This window comes from Clostridium sp. MT-14 (assembly GCF_042436595.1).
GTDB lineage: Bacteria > Bacillota > Clostridia > Clostridiales > Clostridiaceae > Clostridium_B > Clostridium_B aromativorans.
In genome coordinates this window covers 25,407-46,219 of the sequence record NZ_JBHMIY010000030.1, presented here as the reverse complement: position 1 = coordinate 46,219, position 20,813 = coordinate 25,407, and the positions used below count along the sequence as shown (strand labels likewise).

Annotated in this window: 12 protein-coding genes and 1 pseudogene; 4 read left to right on the top strand and 9 right to left on the bottom strand. The window is 33.9% G+C overall.

Annotated elements, in window-relative coordinates:
• Nucleotides 1-102 precede the first annotated feature (102 nt).
• A complete protein-coding gene (locus tag ACFHWD_RS16700; RefSeq protein ID WP_150358868.1) occupies nucleotides 103-735 on the bottom strand; it encodes a redox-sensing transcriptional repressor Rex in 633 nt (210 codons plus the stop codon).
• A 245-nt stretch (nucleotides 736-980) separates the two neighbouring features.
• Between ACFHWD_RS16700 and abc-f the strand changes: the two genes are divergently transcribed.
• Entirely contained in the window at nucleotides 981-2,894 is a 1,914-nt protein-coding gene (gene abc-f / locus ACFHWD_RS16695) for a ribosomal protection-like ABC-F family protein (protein ID WP_150358867.1), read from the top strand.
• Between the two features lie 103 nt (nucleotides 2,895-2,997).
• Here the strand turns inward: abc-f and ACFHWD_RS16690 are convergent, their stop codons facing one another.
• The 3 genes from ACFHWD_RS16690 to ACFHWD_RS16680 are packed head-to-tail and all read right to left on the bottom strand — an operon-like array spanning nucleotide 2,998 to nucleotide 5,802.
• Nucleotides 2,998-3,288: a thiamine-binding protein gene (locus ACFHWD_RS16690; RefSeq protein ID WP_150358866.1), complete on the bottom strand. Its 291-nt coding sequence runs from the start codon at nucleotides 3,286-3,288 to the stop codon at nucleotides 2,998-3,000.
• Between the two features lie 38 nt (nucleotides 3,289-3,326).
• Nucleotides 3,327-4,100, bottom strand: coding sequence for a LytTR family DNA-binding domain-containing protein (locus tag ACFHWD_RS16685; RefSeq protein ID WP_150358865.1), 774 nt, complete (start codon nucleotides 4,098-4,100; stop codon nucleotides 3,327-3,329).
• Entirely contained in the window at nucleotides 4,093-5,802 is a 1,710-nt protein-coding gene (locus ACFHWD_RS16680) for a LytS/YhcK type 5TM receptor domain-containing protein (protein WP_150358864.1), read from the bottom strand. Before ACFHWD_RS16680 ends, ACFHWD_RS16685 begins: the two co-directional genes overlap by 8 nt.
• Nucleotides 5,803-6,172: 370 nt before the next feature.
• On the opposite strand from ACFHWD_RS16680, the pseudogene ACFHWD_RS16675 reads away from it, so the two are divergent.
• Both ACFHWD_RS16675 and ACFHWD_RS16670 read left to right on the top strand, forming a co-directional pair.
• A pseudogene (locus tag ACFHWD_RS16675) lies at nucleotides 6,173-8,066 on the top strand (carbon starvation protein A).
• Nucleotides 8,067-8,316: 250 nt separating this feature from the next.
• The gene (locus ACFHWD_RS16670; RefSeq protein WP_150358500.1) at nucleotides 8,317-10,101 is read left to right on the top strand and encodes a carbon starvation protein A; all 1,785 of its coding nucleotides are present in this window, start codon (nucleotides 8,317-8,319) and stop codon (nucleotides 10,099-10,101) included.
• A 54-nt stretch (nucleotides 10,102-10,155) separates the two neighbouring features.
• On the opposite strand, the gene ACFHWD_RS16665 is transcribed toward ACFHWD_RS16670, so the two are convergent.
• From ACFHWD_RS16665 to tsaD, 4 genes are all read right to left on the bottom strand, one after another.
• Complete coding sequence (locus ACFHWD_RS16665; protein ID WP_378062725.1) at nucleotides 10,156-13,077, bottom strand: insulinase family protein; 2,922 nt, start codon at nucleotides 13,075-13,077, stop codon at nucleotides 10,156-10,158.
• A gap of 60 nt (nucleotides 13,078-13,137) precedes the next feature.
• Nucleotides 13,138-13,992: a patatin family protein gene (locus ACFHWD_RS16660; protein ID WP_150358498.1), complete on the bottom strand. Its 855-nt coding sequence runs from the start codon at nucleotides 13,990-13,992 to the stop codon at nucleotides 13,138-13,140.
• A 209-nt stretch (nucleotides 13,993-14,201) separates the two neighbouring features.
• Nucleotides 14,202-17,636, bottom strand: a complete 3,435-nt coding sequence (locus tag ACFHWD_RS16655) for a pyruvate carboxylase (protein ID WP_229981312.1) — start codon at nucleotides 17,634-17,636, stop codon at nucleotides 14,202-14,204.
• A gap of 564 nt (nucleotides 17,637-18,200) precedes the next feature.
• Nucleotides 18,201-19,226, bottom strand: a complete 1,026-nt coding sequence (gene tsaD, locus ACFHWD_RS16650) for a tRNA (adenosine(37)-N6)-threonylcarbamoyltransferase complex transferase subunit TsaD (protein WP_150357390.1) — start codon at nucleotides 19,224-19,226, stop codon at nucleotides 18,201-18,203.
• A gap of 201 nt (nucleotides 19,227-19,427) precedes the next feature.
• Here tsaD and ACFHWD_RS16645 point away from each other — a divergent pair, with 201 nt between their 5' ends.
• Complete coding sequence (locus tag ACFHWD_RS16645) at nucleotides 19,428-20,060, top strand: RusA family crossover junction endodeoxyribonuclease (RefSeq protein WP_150357388.1); 633 nt, start codon at nucleotides 19,428-19,430, stop codon at nucleotides 20,058-20,060.
• 62 nt (nucleotides 20,061-20,122) lie between these two features.
• On the opposite strand, the gene ACFHWD_RS16640 is transcribed toward ACFHWD_RS16645, so the two are convergent.
• Nucleotides 20,123-20,761, bottom strand: a complete 639-nt coding sequence (locus ACFHWD_RS16640; RefSeq protein ID WP_378062724.1) for a DUF1836 domain-containing protein — start codon at nucleotides 20,759-20,761, stop codon at nucleotides 20,123-20,125.
• Nucleotides 20,762-20,813 lie beyond the last annotated feature (52 nt).

Sequence of the window (20,813 nt, the reverse complement as noted above, 5' to 3'; positions counted from 1 at the left end):
GTATAGCAGGATTGGATCTCTATATTCAAATTACGAATTGAAGATAGTATAATTATTATTACTTTTATCTAAAATTCAGAATTATATTTATACAAACTAATTTCAATCCACATCATTTAACAAACAGCTCAAAGTCAACAAGCTGTCACTTAAATGAACATCCTCCATCTTCACATCCTCTGGCACAATGAGATCGACAGGAGCAAAATTCCAGATACCTTTCACCCCATTTTTAACCAAAATGTCGCAAACCTTTTGTGCGTTATTACTTGGAACACATATTATGCCTATATCTATAACATTTTCTTTCAAATACTCAGGCAAATAATCAATATCATTTATCTCAATATCTCTAATTCTAAGGCCAATGAGTTTAGGATTTATATCAAATATAGCTTTTAATTCAAAACCTAACTTTTCAAATCTGGTATAATTAGCTATAGCCTGACCTATATTCCCTGCTCCTATTATTGCTGTTCTGTATAATTTTGTAAGTCCAAGTATGTTGCATATCTGACTATACAATTCACTTACATTATATCCATAACCCTGCTGACCAAAATCTCCAAAGCAATTTAAATCCTGTCTTATCTGGGAGGCTGTAAACCCTATTTTTTCACTCAATTCCTTTGAAGATATTCTATCCACATCATTTCTCATTAAATCGCCTAAATATCTATGGTATTTTGGTAATCTTTTTATAACAGCCATCGATATATTTTTCTTTTTATCCATAAAGCACCTCGTATTTATAAAATTTAGTGTATCATCTATTATTGTATCTATTAATAAAATAGTCCTAAATGATTTATTTCTATAATTTATACTATTATTTAATTATAACATATGTCAATAGTTTCTTTTTTATTATTTTTATATTTACTACCATTTAATATATCTATATATTTTAATAAATTAGGGCTACAAAAAAATCATTATACATAGTAAAATGTTAATGATCAAGGAAGGTGTTATTATTCATGATAGTTTTAAGCTGTAAAAATATCCATAAAAGCTATGGGATAAAAGTTATACTCGGAGATGTAACTTTCAATATAAATGAAGGAGATAAAGTCGGCCTCATAGGTCCAAATGGAACCGGCAAGTCTACCTTGTTCGACATTTTAACAAATAAATCAAACTATGATAGCGGAGATCTGTATATAGATAGATCTAAAACTCTAGGGTATTTAACCCAGCATCTGTCTTTAGATTCTTCAAATACAATATATGATGAAATGTATACTGTATTTGAGGATCTTGTTAATCTTGAAAAAAAACTTGATAAATTGGAATCATTAATGAGCAAACCCTATGATACAGCCAGAAAAGAATATCACAATAAGCTGATAAATGATTACACTACCTGCTCAGAGCTTTATTCAAATAGAGGGGGATACACTTATAGGGCGGAAATAGGGAAAACCCTAAAGGGACTCGGTTTTACAGAGGATGAATACAGCACACCTATAAACGTGTTAAGCGGTGGTAAAAAAACGCGTGTGGCCCTTTGCAAGCTTCTCCTTACAAAACCCGATATACTTCTACTTGATGAACCTACCAACCATTTGGATTTAGATGCCATAGAATGGCTGGAAGATTATTTAAAAGCTTATAAGGGCACTGTAATACTGATATCCCACGATAGATATTTTTTAGATGCCATAACACATTCAACCATTGAGCTCATAAATGGTCATATAAATTATTATAACGGCAATTATACCAAATATCTTGAACTTAAAAAAAGAAACTATGAAATTCAATTAAAAGCATATAACATACAGCAGATGGAAATAAAAAAGCAGGAAGAAATTATCAAAAAATACAGATCATTTAATAGGGAAAAAAGTATAAAAGCAGCAGAAAGCCGGGAAAAAATGCTGAATAAATTAGAGAGAATAGCTCCACCAGACAAAGATAAAAAAATTAAAAATGTAATATTTAAAACCCAGCTAAACAGTGGAGATGATGTGCTGCAGGTAAAAGATATGAGTAAAAGTTTCAACAATAATATTTTATTCCAGAATTTAAACTTTAAGCTAAAAAAAGGTGAAAAAACAGCAATTATTGGCGAAAACGGCTGTGGCAAAACCACTCTTTTCAAAATAATTATGGGAGAAATTAAAAAAGACACTGGCATATGTCTACTAGGCAGGAATGTAGAAATAGGATATTATGATCAGGAGCAGTCTGATCTAGATCCTGAAAAAACAGTCTTAGGTGAGATATGGGATAAATTTCCTAAACTAACTGCCACAGAAATACGAAATTCGCTGGCTAGTTTCCTTTTTACCGGAGATGAAGTATTCAAGAAAATTTCATCTTTAAGCGGTGGTGAAAAATGTAGAATAAATTTATTAAAGCTGATATTATCCAAAGCCAATTTTTTGCTTCTAGATGAGCCTACAAATCACCTGGATATAACCTCTCGAGAGGCTCTGGAAGAAGCATTGTTAAATTATAATGGCACTTTACTCGTAATCTCCCATGACAGATATTTTTTAAATAAATCTGTAAATAAAATATATGAGTTAAAGAAAAATGGCATGAAGGAATATCTCGGAAATTATTCCTATTATATTGAAAAAAAGAACAATCCATTGAGATTTGAGAAACAGGAAAAAAATAGAGGTAAAACTAAAACTCAGATACAGCATGATAAAAAAAAGAAAAGAGCTCTTGAAAAAAAACAACATGAAAAAAAAGCTGAAATAGATTACATTGAAGAAGAAATATCAAGTTTAGAGAATTTTTTGTCAAAATTACAAAAAAAATTGTGCCTAGAGGAAGTTTATTCTGACTCCAAAAAAAGCAGCGAGATAAACAAAAAAGTTCTGGACACACAGAGTAAAATAGATGACCTATACAGCAGATGGGAAAAAATGCTATAAGTTATGCCAATTTTTAGATCATTTTTAGGTACGGTATAAAAACCATTTTTCATGAGAGAGCTCTACCGTACCCATAAGATCGACTAAAACTTTTTCAATTAACTTACTTTCTATATTTTCCTATCTTCTCTTCCATAGTAACTCCGGAGGGTCTATAATCTATTTTCACTACAGATGCCACCCTTGAAGCCCCTTGCTCCACACATATGGTTTGGGCAGTTTCCACTATTTTTAAAAGCTGACTCAATTCTCCCTCCATAGTAGTTTCCATAGGTCCTACCTCATATTTTACACCACAGGAATCTATATATTCTATTACTTTATCAACTACACCATAAAGATCCTTCTCTTCAACTACAGGTAAAACCTGTATACTCACATTTGCCAATGCCATAACATCAACCTCCTATTGTCAAATTATCATAGCTCTTACTACATTTTCAAAAGACTTTTTAATTTTTTTACATTGTTTCTGCTTATCGGTATCTCAGATTTTTTCTCATCATCCATTACTAATTTATATGTGCCATTAAACCAGGAATACAATTCTCTAATATTATCTATATTCACTAAAAAACTCCTGTGAGATCTAAAAAAATTAGTTCTTTCTTCTATTTGACCTAAAGTATATCCCACTAAGTAACTATCATTTTTAACCTTCACATAGGTTTTATCATCTTTTATATAACAGTAGTAGATATCCTTTACATTTACCAGTATTATCTTACCCTGCCTCTCACAGGGTATTTTCTTAACCAGTTTTTTTTCCTTATCCATTTTATCTATCAATTCATTCAAAATATCCTTTGATATTCTCCCGTCCTCTGTATTTTTGTCATCACTTTTCTGCATAAGCCTATCTATGGTAATAGCTATCCTTTTTTCATCAAAGGGTTTCAAGACATAATCCAACGCATTTAACTCAAAAGCTTTTACTGCATGTTCCTCATAAGCAGTGACAAAGATTATATCAACATGTTCATCAAATCTTTTAATATTCTTAGCAACTTCCATACCATTTTCCACCGGCATATTTATATCTAGAAATACCGCATCAGGTTTTTTTGATTTTACAAGTTCCATGCCAGTTTTACCATCATATGCAATTCCCTCTACAGATATACCCTTGTGCTGTGATATTATATAATTCAACTCCTCTGCAGCAGGTATCTCATCTTCTACAATAACACATCTCAATTTATCCATTTATTGATGAAACCTCCCTCATCGATATTAAAAAACTAATCTTGGTTCCATTATTTACAGATGTTTTTATATCAAGCCCATGATCCTCTCCATATAACAATTTCAATCTCTCATTTACATTTTTCAGCCCTATACCCGGCCATTTAGTTAAAACTTCATTTAGTCTTTCTTCATTCATCCCCACTCCTGTATCTGTTATACAAAAACGTATTTCATCATTTTCAAAAAATGCCTCAAGGTATACTTTCCCGCCTTCCGGCTTAGGCAATATACCGTGTTTTATAGCATTTTCCACAATCGGCTGAAGCACAAATACAGGCACTTTCTCATCCATCATTTCATCCGGTATATCAATAATTAACTGTAATCTATTACCAAACCTAGCTGTCTCAATGGAAAGGTAGGATTGAATAAATTCAATCTCATCTTTCAGATAAACAAAATCCTCCTGTCTTTTTAATGTTTGCCTAAAATAATTGGACAGATCTATTATAAGCTCTCTGGCCTTTGAAGGATTTGTTCTGCAAAAAGAAGCTATGGTATTTAGTGCATTGAACAAAAAGTGTGGTTCTATCTGAGCTCTTAAAGCTCTAAATTCTGCCGTAGATGCCTCTTTAGCCAATTTATTCAATTTATATAGTTCTATCTGGTTGGATAGGAGATCACTTAATTCTTTCCCAAATTGTATGAAATAGGGATTAATATTTTTCTTCAACCTCACCCCCAATCCAAGCACTCCTTCAAAACCTGAGTTGGGTATTTTAAATGGAGCACAAACAAAAAACATGGATTTACCATCATATTGCAGTTCAATAATTTTATAATCAGGTGATTTATTGTATTTTTGTATCTCCTGTCTTAATTTTTCTTCATGTATACTAATTCCAGAATAAGCTAAAAATCCATTTTTATCTCCTATAAATATGCCATCTGCATTGGTCATCTCATATATTATTTCAGAAACATTTTTTGCCGTTTTTTCGTTAAGTCCCTTTCTCATATAATTTACAGTTTTTTTTGTAATATTAAGAGCTCTCTGTGCTTCTATAGCACCAATTCTATCGTATTCCTCCTTTGCACTTTTTATTATATTTATAAAAATTACTGAACCTAGAGAATTTATGAGAATCATAGGTACCGCTATAATCTCTACTAATTTAAGGGCTGAACTAAACGGTCTGGAAAGTATTAAAATTATAATCATCTGACAGCATTCTGCCGCCACTGCTCCAATAAATACCTTCTTAAGATTAAAACCTTCATCTTTCGAGAGTTTTTTTATAAGTCCTCCAACCAATCCTTCTGCCAAAGTGGCAACTCCGCAGGAAAGGGCAGTAAATCCTCCTAAAAAATATCTGTGAGTTCCTGCTATAATTCCAACTATCACTCCAAATACAGGCCCCCCTATATACCCTGCTACTATAGCTGCTATAGGTCTTGTATTTGCTATGGCATCGTGCAGTCCAATATATCCTGCTTGTATAGAGCCCATTGGCCTGATATTATCCATAGCATAGGGCTCTACATTTACTCCAGTATAATTACCTATAATACCCAATAAACTGAAAAACACTATAAGTGCAATTTTATCTATGAATTTCAGCTCACCTTTAATCATATTTTTTAAAACATGAGATTGATTGTATATATATGCAGATATAGCTATAAGTGCCATACTTTCAAGCAATTGAATATATATCAAAATTTACCACCTCTAAAAACTGCATTAGCCGACTTCTAGCATAACTCTAATACTTTTGTTCCTATAGTGCGCCAAAGTCCAATCTCCTGCATTATTTGTTCAAAACACAAATTATTTATATATAATTATATAACAAAATTAAACTTATAGCTAATAAAAATATCATTTTAAAAAATGTCACTTAACCTTTTATTTCGACTCTTTAATATATTTTTTTATCAATTCGGAGAATTTAGATAGAAAAATTAATAGATTCATACTATCATTATGCATGGAACAATTAGTCACTACATGTAAACCATTAAGTATTATATGTAAACCATTAAGCATTAATTGTATTTATTTATTGAATCTTAAAGGAGGTTGTTTTATGAACTCAATAGTACTTGTAATTATAGGTGCTCTTGTATTAGTTCTAGGTTACAGATTTTACGGCTCCTGGATCGCAGCTAAAGTATTAGTTTTAGATGAGACCAGGGAAGTTCCATCTAAAAAATTTGAAGATGGTCATGATTACGTTCCCACTAACAAGTGGATATTATTAGGCCATCATTTTGCTGCAATAGCAGGTGCAGGACCATTAATTGGACCAGTTTTAGCAGCCCAATTTGGTTATCTGCCAGGTACGCTGTGGATTTTAATCGGCGGTGTATTAGCTGGTGGAGTTCATGACATGGTAATTCTATTTGCTTCAGTTAGACAAGATGGACAATCCATTGCCGAAATTGCGAGAAAAAATTTAGGCGAAAGAATGGGTTTCATCACATCAATTTCAGTTATATTTATATTGATAATTACTATGGCAGGCCTTGGTCTTCCAATAGTGAACNGCGAGAAAAAATTTAGGCGAAAGAATGGGTTTCATCACATCAATTTCAGTTATATTTATATTGATAATTACTATGGCAGGCCTTGGTCTTCCAATAGTGAACTCACTTTACAACAGTCCCTGGGGTACTTTTACAGTTGGCTTTACCATTCCAGTAGCAATTTTTGTAGGTATCTATCTTAAATTTATAAGACCTGGTAAGATAGCTGAAGCTACCGTTATCGGTATGGCACTTATAATATTGGGAGTTGCGTTAGGACCTTATATCCAGCACACAGCTTTAGCTCCATATTTGACATTTAACGTTAAACAGATGTCTCTTATCCTAGCTATTTATGGTTTTTGTGCTGCTGTTTTGCCTGTATGGCTTCTGCTTCTTCCAAGAGATTACCTAAGCACTTATATGAAACTTGGTGTTATAGCACTTCTAGTAGTAGGTATCATACTAGTTAGACCGGTTTTGAATATGCCAGCAGTCACTCAATTTGTATCTGGAGGCGGACCTATAGTACCGGGTAAGGTATTCCCGTTCGTATTCATAACTATAGCCTGCGGTGCACTGTCGGGATTCCACTCACTTATAGGTTCTGGTACTACTCCTAAACTTATTTCAAATGAGAGGGACATACTCCCTATTGGATACGGCTCTATGCTTATAGAATCTTTTATAGCATTGATGGCTCTAATAGCTGCAACATGTCTTCCAACTGCTGATTACTTTGCTATAAACTCTGCACCAGCAGTATTTGCAAAACTTGGAATGATTCCAAAAGAACTGCCTATGCTTTCACAAATGGTAGGAGAGCAACTAGCTGGAAGACCAGGCGGAAGTGTATCCCTGGCAGTAGGTATGTCTTATGTATTTTATAAAATACCGGGCATGAAAGGATTAATGTCTTACTGGTATCATTTCTGCATAATGTTTGAAGCACTATTTATTTTAACAACTATAGATTCAGGTACCAGAATAGGCAGATATCTAATTCAGGATCTTGTAGGTAAGATTTACAAACCACTTGCAAAGAAAGATTCGTGGTTTAACATAATATTCTTTAGTTTTATTATGTCATTTGCCTGGGGATACCTTCTCTACACCGGTAATATATCAACTATCTGGCCTCTATTTGGTGTAGCCAACCAGAGTCTGGCAGCTATAGCCTTTGCCATAGGTACTTCAGTACTCATAAGAATGGGCAAGAGAAAATACATGCCTCTTACAGTATTGCCTATGACCTTTATAAGTATAGCTACTTTAACAGCATCTATTGAAAATATAACAGGAAACTATATTCCAAATGGTAAAACTTTACTTACAGTATTATCCTTCGTGCTTATAGTTATACTAGTAGTTATACTCTATGAAAGCATCAGACACTGGATTTCAGATTTAAAATCCGGAAAATTTGATAAAGTTAGAGAAAATAACGCCGTTTAATAATGATATAGATCATAATATAATTTTACATGCGGGTTGCCCCAAAAATTGTTTTGGGACAACCTTTTTTATAAATAATCTTAATTCTCAATTCTATGCAGCTGAGGTTTTCATATATCATTTACATTGGAATTAATACCGTTCATATATCTTTTTTGTCATTTCACCCCATATTAGCTGAATTGATTGAAAATTCATGTTATAATGACATTAACATTATATGTTAAATAATTTATAAGGGGGAATTTATATGAACTCACTGGTACTGGTAATCATAGGAGCTCTTGTACTCGTCTTAGGCTATAGATTTTACGGTTCATTTATAGCCGCTAAAGTTCTGGTCTTGGATGAGACAAGAGAAGTGCCATCTAAAAAATTTGAGGATGGTCATGATTACGTTCCCACTAACAAGTGGATATTGCTTGGACATCATTTTGCCGCAATAGCAGGTGCAGGACCATTAATTGGACCAGTTTTAGCAGCTCAATTCGGTTATCTGCCAGGTACACTGTGGATTTTAATCGGTGGTGTATTTGCAGGTGCTGTCCACGACATGGTAATCCTATTTGCCTCAGTTAGGCAAGATGGTGAATCCATTGCTGAAATTGCCAGAAAAAATTTAGGGGAGAGAATGGGATTTGTAACTTCTATAGCAGTCATTTTCATATTGATAATAAGTATGGCAGGCCTTGGGCTTCCTGTTGTCAATTCACTTTACAACAGTCCCTGGGGTACTTTTACAGTTGGCTTTACCATTCCAGTAGCAATTTTCATAGGTATTTATCTTAGATTCTTAAGACCTGGTAAAATAGCTGAAGCCACTATTATTGGTATGGCACTCATCATACTGGGAGTTGCATTAGGACCTTATATCCAGCACACAGCCTTAGCTCCTTTTTTAACTTTCAATACTAAACAAATGTCACTTATTTTAGCTGTATACGGTTTCTGTGCTGCTGTTTTACCTGTATGGCTCCTACTGCTGCCGAGAGATTATCTGAGTACTTATATGAAACTCGGCGTTATAGCATTACTGGTAATAGGAATTATATTTGTAAGACCTACTCTTCAGATGCCGGCACTCACTAAATTCATAAGCGGAGGGGGACCTATTGTACCAGGCAAGGTATTTCCATTCCTATTCATAACCATAGCCTGTGGTGCATTGTCGGGATTCCATTCACTTATAGGCTCCGGTACTACACCTAAACTTATTTCAAATGAAAGGGACATACTTCCTATAGGCTTTGGTTCAATGCTCATAGAATCCTTTATAGCACTGATGGCACTGATAGCTGCAACATGTCTTCCAACCGCCGACTACTTTGCTATAAACTCCGCACCGGCCGTATTTGATAAACTTGGAATGATTCCAAAGGAACTGCCTATGCTGTCACAAATGGTAGGAGAGCAACTAGCTGGAAGACCCGGAGGCGCTGTATCACTGGCAGTAGGTATGTCTTACGTATTTTACAAAATACCGGGTATGGAAGGATTAATGTCCTACTGGTATCATTTCTGTATAATGTTTGAAGCGTTGTTTATTCTAACAACTATAGATGCAGGTACCAGAGTAGGCAGATACTTACTCCAGGATCTTTTTGGAAAGATATACAAGCCTTTTGCAAAGAAAAACTCCTGGGCAAATATAGTATTATTTAGCGTTCTTATGTCATTTACCTGGGGATATCTTCTCTACACCGGCAATATATCAACAATCTGGCCGCTGTTCGGTACTGCAAATCAAATGCTGGCCGCTATAGCTTTTGCCATTGGTACTACTATAATTATAAAGATGAAAAAACAGAAATATGCCATGATAACCGTAATCCCGATGATAGCTATATCCATAATAACCATTACAGCTTCCTTCTCAAATATATTTGGTAACTATATACCTAAGGGCGAAACACTTCTAGTTGTACTTTCCATAATACTTCTGCTGCTGCTTGTAGTTATAATCTACGAGAGTACTAAAGTATGGCTAAGGGATTTAAAAAATGTTAAAACTGCCGATAAGGATACCGTAGTATAAAAATCAATCCACAATGTGAATAAAATTTTATTCACATTGTGGATATTTACATATCTATTCAAATAAATTTATCAAATTTTTGAACATGCTTTTATTTTCTTTTATCTTCTGTTCATTTCCAAGAACACATATGTTGTTTTTGATCATTGCACTGGAAATAAGGTCCGAAAATTTTCTTATGTCTTCCACTTTAGTATCCAATATTTCCTTTCTCTCTTTTTGTAAATCTTCGTAAGTTACATGCCTTATATAATTCTCTGCGGCACGTTCCCCTTCCATTGAAGGTGAAAGCGGAAAATCCAAATTAGATATGGTTCCTATTATATATTTAACCATCTGCCTATCATCCGCATTAAAATTTTTGAAAAACTCTCCAGCTCTATCATATATTTCAACAGTATTTCTTAAATTTGGATCCCTGTAAGATGTAAAAAACATATTTCCATTTCTCTGAAAAGAGGCAAAGCTGCCGTAGGCACCTCCTTGAACTCTCACCTGATTCCACAGGTATTCATAATTTGCTATGGATTTCAGGACCTGCAGACTTCCACTATAAGAATATCCAAGATCTATATAATTATAGGCCTTAGCCACATATTGTATTTTGGAAGATGTCATAAGTCCCTCATTTTTGGCTTCTAAATCAAGTTTATATGGAATTTTATCAAATCTATTATTTTTAAATTCAGATATAAGCTCTCCTGCGTTGTCTTCAAAATTATTATAATCTCTTTCATCACAGGTTATATTCAAAAGCAAATTATCTTTAGTAAATATCTCCTTAGAAACTCTTTCTAAATTATGCCTTATTTCGTCTGCTTTACTTTCAAAATTATTTTCCAAATCAGATATAAATTTATAAAATTCCAGTCCATTCAGCATATCTTCATACTTACTTGCAGGTGAAAAATATGAAGATACATGATTTGCAACTACTATATGACCCCTTTCAAAAATAGTCATTTCAATTCTGGACTTAGTCTCCTGAATTATCTCCCTCAACCTTTTTTTCTCATCAAATCCAGTATGATTTATTACTTCCTTTAATATAGAAAGCAATTTCGGCAAATTATTTATAAGAACCTTTGAGCGTACTATAAATTTAGGATAAAATTTCCTGCTGCTCCCATTCTTTGCAAAAGGCTGTGAAAAATAATTTATTCCACCTGTATATATATTTATTTCTTTAGCTAGATCTTCATAATAATAATTTTCTGTACTTACCTTTCCAAGTACAGTACTTAAAAGCGATATATATGGAATAAATTTTTCTTCGACGCCCTCTGTATTGAAATACAGATTTATATAATAGATTCCATTGGTAAATATAGGATAAAACAGTACTTCTACATCCTGTATTTTTTTATTTACAAGCTCAAGTTTTTTGGCATCAGGTTTTATATCTTTCAGGGATAAAAGAGGTATTTTCATAAGATTCTCCCTGCCGTCCCTCTCCATCTGTCTCTTTTTCAACTTCATTGTATCTTGAATTATTTTTTCAATTTCATCTTCTGAAAGACTATCCTTAAAATTTTTTAATTTTTCTTTTAACAGTTCATCCTTTCTTTCTTCAAGACCTCTTTTAGGCTTAATTACCAGTATAGAACTGTGATTGTTTTTTAGGATGTGCCTATCAATAAGCTTTTCAAAATAACCATTATCCAGCTGCGATTTTATCTTATTTAATACTGACTCATAGGTAAGGTGGATCCATGGCTCACTATCATACAGCCAGCCATCCATACATTTCATTCCATATATAAGCCCTTTTGGATACCCCTTATAGTCTGCTTCCCTGAGCTGAAATTCCTTTATATTTATAGAAGCCTCCATCAGCTTTTTATCCATACCCTTATCTACGATATTTTTTAACGTTTTCTCAACTATTTCTTGAAATCTATATTTTTCTTTTTCATTGGAGCCCTTAACTACTATTCCAAACATGGGCTGAAGTATACCAGATTCAAATACACCAAATACATCTTTGCCTATTTCAGCATCAATCAATGCCTTTTTAAGAGGTGAAGATGGAGTTTCCAAAAGCATATGTTCAAGTATATCAAAAGCTAAATACAATTCATTATCCACAGCCGTCCCAACAGAATAATTCAAACTCAAAAAAGTTTTATCTTCTTCTTTTTCCGCACTCGAAACAGGATATTCTGTCACCATCTCTCTACGCTTATGAAAAGGTTCCTGCACCAATACATCAGAATTCACTTCTCTTCTATTAAAATAGTTTAAATACTCACTGTCCAAAAATTTAAGTTTCTCCTCTATATCCATATCACCATATAGATATATATAACTATTGGAAGGATGATAGTATTTACTGTGAAAATCCAGGAACTGCTGCTGTGTAAGCTGTGTTATAACCTCAGGATCACCTCCAGACTCCACTCCATATTGAGTATCCGGATAAAGTGATTCAAGCATTTTCCTGAATAATATAGATTCTGGAGATGAAAAAGCTCCCTTCATTTCATTGTAAACCACACCTTTATAAGCTATATCCTCTTCCTTACTATTCAATTCATAATGCCATCCTTCCTGCATCATGATTTCAGGATACTTATATATATTAGGATGAAAAACTGCATCAAGATAAACATCCATGAGATTTTCAAAATCCCTGTCATTTACACTTGCAACTGGATACATGGTTTTATCAGGAAAAGTCATTGCATTTAAAAAAGTATTGAGAGATCCCTTTACCAATTCCACAAAAGGTTCTTTCACTGGAAATTTTTTTGAACCACAGAGTACAGAATGTTCAAGTATATGAGGTACTCCTCTGCTGTCATCCGGTGGAGTTCTAAAACTTATGGAAAACACCTTATTGTCATCCTTATTTTCTAAAAAGAACAGTTTTGCACCACTTTTTTCATGATAAAAAAACATTCCTATAGAATTTATGTCCTCTAATTTTTTCTGTTCCAGCAGTTTAAAACCACTGTAAATTTCCCCTACATGCATATCACCGATTCTCCTTTACATATACTCGTGAAGCTCTCTGCCCCACGGACTTGATTTTTCCTATTTCTTAATCCAATCCTCTAATTTATCATAGCACTCCAGTGCCTCTCTATATCCCTGATTATACAATTCCGTAAGCTTATGTTTATTTTTTTCTATTCTTTTCACTTTCAAGGGCTGCTTGGGTCTGATCACAAAAACACTTCCCTCTCTTCTAAGTTTTTCTATATACCTTAAAGTATGATTGTATTTTCTATGTCTGTTTATCATGGCTTCTACCAATCCACTATAGTTAGAATATAATCTTCTGGCCAAGAATTTCATCTTGAAAGGCTTTTTCACATAATCTCTATTTCTGGTTAAAATAATTATATTCTTTTTATTGCCATCTTTTATAGATTTTTCTATGGGTATGGGATCAGAAATTCCCCCATCAAGCAAATTCAACCCTTTGAATTTTACGATGGAAGCCATAAAGGGCAAGCTGCTGGAAGCCCTTACGGCATCAAATATATCACCGTCCTGACATTTATTCTTCTCAAAATATACGGGTTTTCCAGTGTCACAGTCTGTAGTGCCAACTATAAATTTTTCTTTTGATTTATTAAATGTGTCTACATCAAATATCTCCAGCTTATTTGGTATTTCATTGAAAATAAAATCCGCTCCAAAAATTCCCTTTTCAAATATAAGATTTCTGCAGCTTAAATATCTGGGATCATCTACATAATTTATATTTATTCTTTTATTTCTTCCCTTTTGTCTTGAAAGATATGAGCACGCATTACAGGCTCCCATGGAGACCCCTATAATATAAGGTAAATATAAATTTTTTTCCATAAATAAATCCAGTACTCCAGCAGTATACAGCCCTCTCATTCCTCCACCTTCCAAAACCAATCCTATATTCTCCATATACTATTTTGCCCCTCTTTCGCCCGTTATTATATATATTTCCCAGGTAAAATTTTATTATTAATATATTATTTTAGCACATATAGGTGAGTTAGTGAAGGCGTAAAAAAACAAAGTAGACTGTAAATTGTGAACTAAATAGGAAATGGGCACTCCTGAGAAATTTCAGTGGTGCCCATTACATTATAGAAACATCTTTTAGAATTGTGTTATTTCAATTTGACTAAAAGCTCACCGGTTCTAACCCTCTGGCCTTCTTTTACAAACACACCTTCAACTACTCCTGAAGTAGTTGCTGTAACATTTGTTTCCATTTTCATAGCTTCTATTACAATCAAACTCTGTCCTTCCTTAACTTCACTTCCGGTCTTTACAAGTGTCTTAACAATATTTCCCGGTATACTTGCTCCTATTTCCTTATCATTATCCGGATCTGCCATCACAGATGAATTTTCCTGAATTACAGATCCCGCAGAGAATGATTTATCTTTTATTCTTATGTCTCTCTTATTTCCATTTATTTCAAATACCAAAAATCTATATCCCTCAGAATCAGCTTTTGTAATATCCAGTAATTGTACATATAAACTGCGTCCTTGACCCATCTCAACTTCACAAAATTCACCTTCAGAAAGTCCATAGAAAAATGTGCTGCTTTCCATATGACTGAGATCCCCAAACTTGTCTACATAGTTTAAGTAATCTTCAAATACATCAGGATAAAGAGCGTAGCTGATAATTTCATTTCCATCAAATTTTCTCTTGTATTTTTTACTCAAGTGTTCTTCTATCTTCTTAAAATCTTCAGGCGGTAGAAATTCTCCTGGTCTGCCAGCTAAAGGTTCTTCTCCTTTTAATACCAGTTTTTGAAGTTTCTTGGGAAATCCTCCCATAGGCTGACCCATCATACCTTTGAAATAAGAAACCGTAGAATCAGGAAAATTTAAACTCTTTCCCTTTTCATATATATTTTCCTCGTTCAAATTATTTTGCACCATGAATATAGCTAGATCACCTACCATTTTAGATGATGGGGTCACTTTGACTATATTTCCAAGCATCTTGTTTACTCTGGTATACATATTCTTTACGTCTTCAAAACGATCGCCTAGTCCAAAACTCTCCACTTGAGGCTTTAAATTAGAATATTGACCTCCAGGGATTTCATATTTATATATCTCTGCAGTACTGGATTTAAGACCTGATTCAAACTGGCTGTATACAGGCCTTACATCCTGCCAATAATCTGATATTTTTTGAAGTTTATCAAGATCAAGCCCCGTATCCCTTTCCGTATTTTGAAGTGCTGCCACTACGGAATTAAGTGACGGCTGGCTTGTAAGTCCCGACATGCTGCTGAAAGCAGTATCCACAATGTCAACTCCTGCCTGAGAAGCCATTATAAGCGTTGCAACTCCATTTCCCGTAGTATCGTGAGTATGAAGATGTATCGGTATGGATATCTCATTTTTAAGGGCTTTTATGAGTTTATAAGCTGCATAAGGTTTCAAAAGCGAAGACATATCCTTTATTCCCAGGATATTAGCTCCCGTCTTCTCTATATCTTTAGCTAAATTTACATAGTATTCCAATGTATACTTGTCTTTATTACTATCTAACACATCTCCCGTATAGCACATGCAGGCTTCAGCTATTTTACCTTGATTTAAAACTTCATCTACAGCAACCTCCATACCTTTTAGCCAGTTTAGAGAATCAAATATTCTAAACACATCAATACCTGAATTAGCAGACTGCTTTATAAATTCTCTTATTACATTGTCAGGATAATTTTTATATCCAACTGCATTTGCTCCCCTTAAGAGCATCTGGAATAATATATTAGGTATTTTTTCTCTTAATTTTTCAAGCCTTTCCCAGGGTGATTCCTTCAAAAATCTGTAGGCTACATCAAAAGTAGCTCCACCCCACATTTCCATGGAAAATAGATCCTTTGTCAATACTGATTGGGCATCTGCTATCTTTAACATATCCCTGGTTCTCATTCTCGTAGCCATCAATGACTGATGAGCATCTCTCATAGTGGTATCAGTGAGCAAAAGCTTTTTTTGAGACTTTATCCAGTCAACAAGCCCCTTCTGACCCTTTTCATCCAATATCTGCTTGGTTCCGGTAAGCTTCAGTCCTTTTTCTACAACTGGTACAGTTGGAACATTAAAGCTTGGCTTTTTACCATGTGTCCCATTTATCACTTTTTCCCCTATAAACTTCATTATTCTAAGATCTTCATCAGGCTTTGGATCTATGTTAAACAGTTCAGGAGTATTTTCAATGAAATTAGTATCACATTCACCTCTGTGGAATTTTTCATTGTTCAGTACATTTATCAAAAATCCAGCATTTGTCTTGACACCAGATATGACAGTTTCCTTTATGGAACGTATTGATTTTCTTATCGCATCTTCAAAGGTTCTTGACCAGGATATATTTTTTACAAGAAGGCTGTCATAATATGGGCTTATAACTGCTCCTGTAAATCCACTTCCACCATCCAATCTTATTCCAAAGCCGGACCCTGTCCTATACATGTCTATTCTTCCAGTATCCGGTGCAAAATTATTCAGTGGATCCTCTGTAGTGACCCTGCACTGTATGGCATAGCCATTTAATTTAATATCATTCTGAGAATTTATACCTATTTCTTTTGAATTAAGCGGATAGCCTTCAGCTATAAGTATTTGGCCCTGGACAATATCTATTCCTGTAACCATTTCACTCACTGTATGCTCTACCTGAATTCTGGTATTCATCTCTATGAAATAGTGATTACCGCCTTTATCTACTAAGAATTCCAGTGTTCCTGCACTTCTATATCCTACAGTTCTTGCAATTTTCAGTGCATCTTCACATATCTCATTTCTCTTTTCCTTTGACAGAGCTATAGCCGGTGTAAATTCTATTACCTTTTGATGTCTTCTCTGTATGGAACAATCCCTTTCATACAAGTGCACTATATTGCCATATTTATCACCAAGTACCTGAACCTCAATATGTTTAGGGCCTTCAATATATTTTTCAATAAATATGTTTTCTGAGCCAAAAGCCTTTTTTGATTCACTCTTTGCACTGTTGTATGCCTCTATAAGATCTTCTTCTTTTCTGACTATTCTCATGCCTCTTCCGCCGCCGCCAGCTGCTGCTTTAATCATGACAGGATACCCACAAAATTTTGCAGATTCCAAAGCTTGCTGTTCTGTTCTTATGGGTTCTTGAACTCCGGGTATGGTTGGCACTCCGGCTTTTTTTGCTACAATCTTGGATTTTATCTTATCACCAAGCATCTCCATCATATTTGAAGTTGGTCCAATAAATTCTATACCAGCTTCCTCACATTTCCTTGCAAATTCAGAATTTTCTGCAAGGAACCCATATCCCGGATGTATTGCATCTACCTTTTTCTTCAGAGCTATATCTATTATCTCATCAATATCCAGATATGCCTCTACTGGATTTTTATCTTTCCCTATCAAATAGGACTCATCAGCTTTAGTTCTAAAAAGAGATCTCTTGTCCTCATTAGAATATATCGCTATGGTAGTTATCCCTAATTCCTGACAAGCTCTGAATATTCTTATAGCAATTTCCCCTCTATTTGCCACAAGTACTCTCTTAATTTTTCTCATAGATTACTCATCCCCTTTATAAAAATTATATATTTTTGTATATTTATTAGCTTATACCATTAAATTTGAGCGATACAATATTATTATATATAAGTAATAAAATTATTTCAATTGAATTATTCCTATTTTATTCATTCATATATTAATTCCGACAAAATTCTAGCTAATGTGTATTTCATTCTATAACTGCCGTAGATTACAGCATGTTTTCTTTTATAAAACCAAGTGCTCATCTGCAATTCTTTTAGATTCAAAAAATCAGTGTCAATACAAACTATTATATATCCTACTAGCAGTTTTGTAAATAGTATATTATATATATTATTTATGTTACTTTATATCATGATAAAATATCCAATAGTGTGTCACAATTAAAATTTACTACATCCACCGCAAATCGAAGATTTGGGCTCCAAACTTAGGAAACTCCACCTCCCTTCGGTCCGGCGGAGTAAGCGACTCGCACCAAATCGAAGATTTGGGCTCCAAACTTAGGAAACTCCACCTCCCTGCGGTCCGGCGGAGTAAGCGACTCGCACCAAATCGAAGATTTGGGCTCCCTGCTTATCTTTCTCCCAATTTTAGATTGGGAACTGCATTTAAACTCAAGGGACTTGTATTTCCTTTGATATATTCAAAATAAGCCGCACTTCCTATCATAGCTGCATTATCAGTACATAATACAAAATCAGGAAACATGACCCTTATATTATTATCATTTCCTCTTTTTATCAAGGTTTCCCTAAGGCAAGTATTGGCTGCCACACCCCCTGCTACAGCTATTCTATCTACATGCTTTAAACTACATGCCTTCAATGCATTATCCACTAAAAAACTCACCACAGCTTTCTGAAAGGAAGCTGCTACATCAGCCCTATTTATGATCTCTTTTTTCATTTCCTTTCGATTCAAATAATTTAACACAGAGGATTTTAATCCACTGAACGAAAAATCGAGGGAACTGTCATCATGAAAATTTGCCCTTGGAAATTTAATAATTTCCGGATTACCTTCTCTGGCCAATCTATCAATTTTAGGTCCTCCCGGATATCCCAGTCCAATAGCTCTTGCCACCTTGTCATAGGCTTCCCCGGCAGCATCATCCCTAGTTTGGCCTAATACCTCAAATTTTCCATAATCTTTCATATAAACTAAGTAAGTATGCCCTCCAGATACCACCAGACACACAAAAGGCGGTTCTAAATCCTTATACTGTATAAAATTAGCACTTATATGGCCCTCTATATGATTCACTCCGATCATAGGCCTATGCAATGCATAAGCCAGTCCCTTCGCATATTGAAGACCCACAAGGAGTGCACCTACAAGCCCTGGACCATAAGTAACCCCTACAGCATCTATATCCTTGAGCTCAATTTTAGCTTCTTCCAATGCCTGTTTTACTACTATACTTATAACCTCTATATGCTTTCTAGATGCCACCTCCGGCACCACACCTCCAAATTTTTTATGAATATTTATTTGCGAAGATATTATATTTGAAAGCACCTGTCTTCCGTCAATCACTACAGCTGCAGAGGTTTCATCGCAGCTGCTTTCAATAGCCAATATTTTTATACCCTTATCCATAAACATTTTTACCTTTCCATTTAAATTATCTCATATTTATATCTATATCATTGAATTATACTACTTATTTTTTTTACAGTATAGTAGGTTTTAAATTTAATTCTTCTAGCATTTCCACTTCAGATTAGAACACATATGATATAATATATAATAAAGATTCATACAATCTTTAAATCTTACTAATATACCGAGGAATAAAGTATGAATAAATCCTATGCTAAAATTATAGTAAAAGGCTCTCCCATAACTAAGTCCAATTTCAAATTATTCAATATAAAAGGAAGAGCTATTTTACCTTATAATTCAGGTAAATACCACGACAGATATGCACTGTATGAAGAACAGATAGCTTATGAATGCAGGAGTCAAAATCCCGGAGTGATTATATCAGAATCTCTAATAGCTGTATTAAAGGTGTATTACAAAAGTAAAAAAAGGCACCCTGATACCAGCAATATAACTAAAAGTATATTTGATGGAATTGAAAAGAGCGGCCTTATAATAAACGATGCCCAGATTCGTAAAATAATTACAGAGGAGTTCTATGATAAAAATAATCCCAGATTTGAACTAGAATTATTTGGTGAAAGCCATTATAATCTAAAATATTCTATTTGTGAAAATGACTTTATAGAGGAAAAGATAAATTATTCACCTCCTCCCAATAGAAAAAAAATTTATAAGAACAGCATTAAAATACAAAATCCCAAGGAGAACACCTCAGTGCCCAAATGTCAGATCTGCGGCAAATCACTTCAGCATGATGAAATTATATCTGCCAACAAAGGTAAAACCTTAATATGTAAGAACTGCTTCAACAAATTGTTCAAATAGCATTAATAATAATCAAGAAACCAATAGAGCTTTTCACTGAACAATGAAAAACTCTATTTATACTATTTTTTGAAAAAATTGTCGATTATTTTTTCCGCCATTCTCTTTTCTATATTGGCTTTTACAACCAACATAATTACAATCACTATGAGTTCATCTAACTTTTCCCCTGAATTCTCACCAGAATTATCACAACCTCCATCTAAAATATTCTGTTTTTCAATTTTACTCTCAAAGTCCTCTACAAAGGTCTTTACTTGACTGTCTTCTATCTTTAAAAACGTCTTATATATATTATTTAGATTCTCTTCATCATATTGTCCCGACATTATAGAATCTACTATAGGGGAAAATAAGCTCTGGATATCACCTATGGATAGAATTTGTTTTAAATAATAAATCAATATGATTAAGATCATATGCTGCCTGGAATATTTTTTCTTCTCAGGAGGCATAAGTATACCTGCTTTAGTATAGTTGTTTATCATAGTTTTAGTAATAGTTCTGTCTTTTTTATCTCTTTTCAAATAGCCTAATTTATCTTCAATAAAAGTAGTAACCTGATCCATATATAGATCTATATCCGGTATGTTTTCAAGCTTTAACTGTTTAAAATTTCCAAGTTCTTCTATCAATTTTTCCAATGTTTCTCTACCCACATCAAATCCTCCTACTTTATAAGTACTAAATGCAATATACATGTAAAAGCCTCTCGATAGCTAATAACATTATTATAACATAGAAGAACTACAT

Coding starts and splice junctions, on each gene's coding strand:
- ACFHWD_RS16660 (WP_150358498.1), bottom strand. CDS start 13,992: ATGGAGAATATAGGATTGGTTTTGGAAGGTGGAGGAATGAGAGGGCTG.
- ACFHWD_RS16645 (WP_150357388.1), top strand. CDS start 19,428: ATGAATAAATCCTATGCTAAAATTATAGTAAAAGGCTCTCCCATAACT.
- abc-f (WP_150358867.1), top strand. CDS start 981: ATGATAGTTTTAAGCTGTAAAAATATCCATAAAAGCTATGGGATAAAA.
- ACFHWD_RS16665 (WP_378062725.1), bottom strand. CDS start 13,077: ATGCATGTAGGGGAAATTTACAGTGGTTTTAAACTGCTGGAACAGAAA.
- tsaD (WP_150357390.1), bottom strand. CDS start 19,226: ATGGATAAGGGTATAAAAATATTGGCTATTGAAAGCAGCTGCGATGAA.
- ACFHWD_RS16655 (WP_229981312.1), bottom strand. CDS start 17,636: ATGAGAAAAATTAAGAGAGTACTTGTGGCAAATAGAGGGGAAATTGCT.
- ACFHWD_RS16670 (WP_150358500.1), top strand. CDS start 8,317: ATGAACTCACTGGTACTGGTAATCATAGGAGCTCTTGTACTCGTCTTA.
- ACFHWD_RS16690 (WP_150358866.1), bottom strand. CDS start 3,288: ATGGCATTGGCAAATGTGAGTATACAGGTTTTACCTGTAGTTGAAGAG.
- ACFHWD_RS16640 (WP_378062724.1), bottom strand. CDS start 20,761: ATGTATATTGCATTTAGTACTTATAAAGTAGGAGGATTTGATGTGGGT.
- ACFHWD_RS16700 (WP_150358868.1), bottom strand. CDS start 735: ATGGATAAAAAGAAAAATATATCGATGGCTGTTATAAAAAGATTACCA.
- ACFHWD_RS16685 (WP_150358865.1), bottom strand. CDS start 4,100: ATGGATAAATTGAGATGTGTTATTGTAGAAGATGAGATACCTGCTGCA.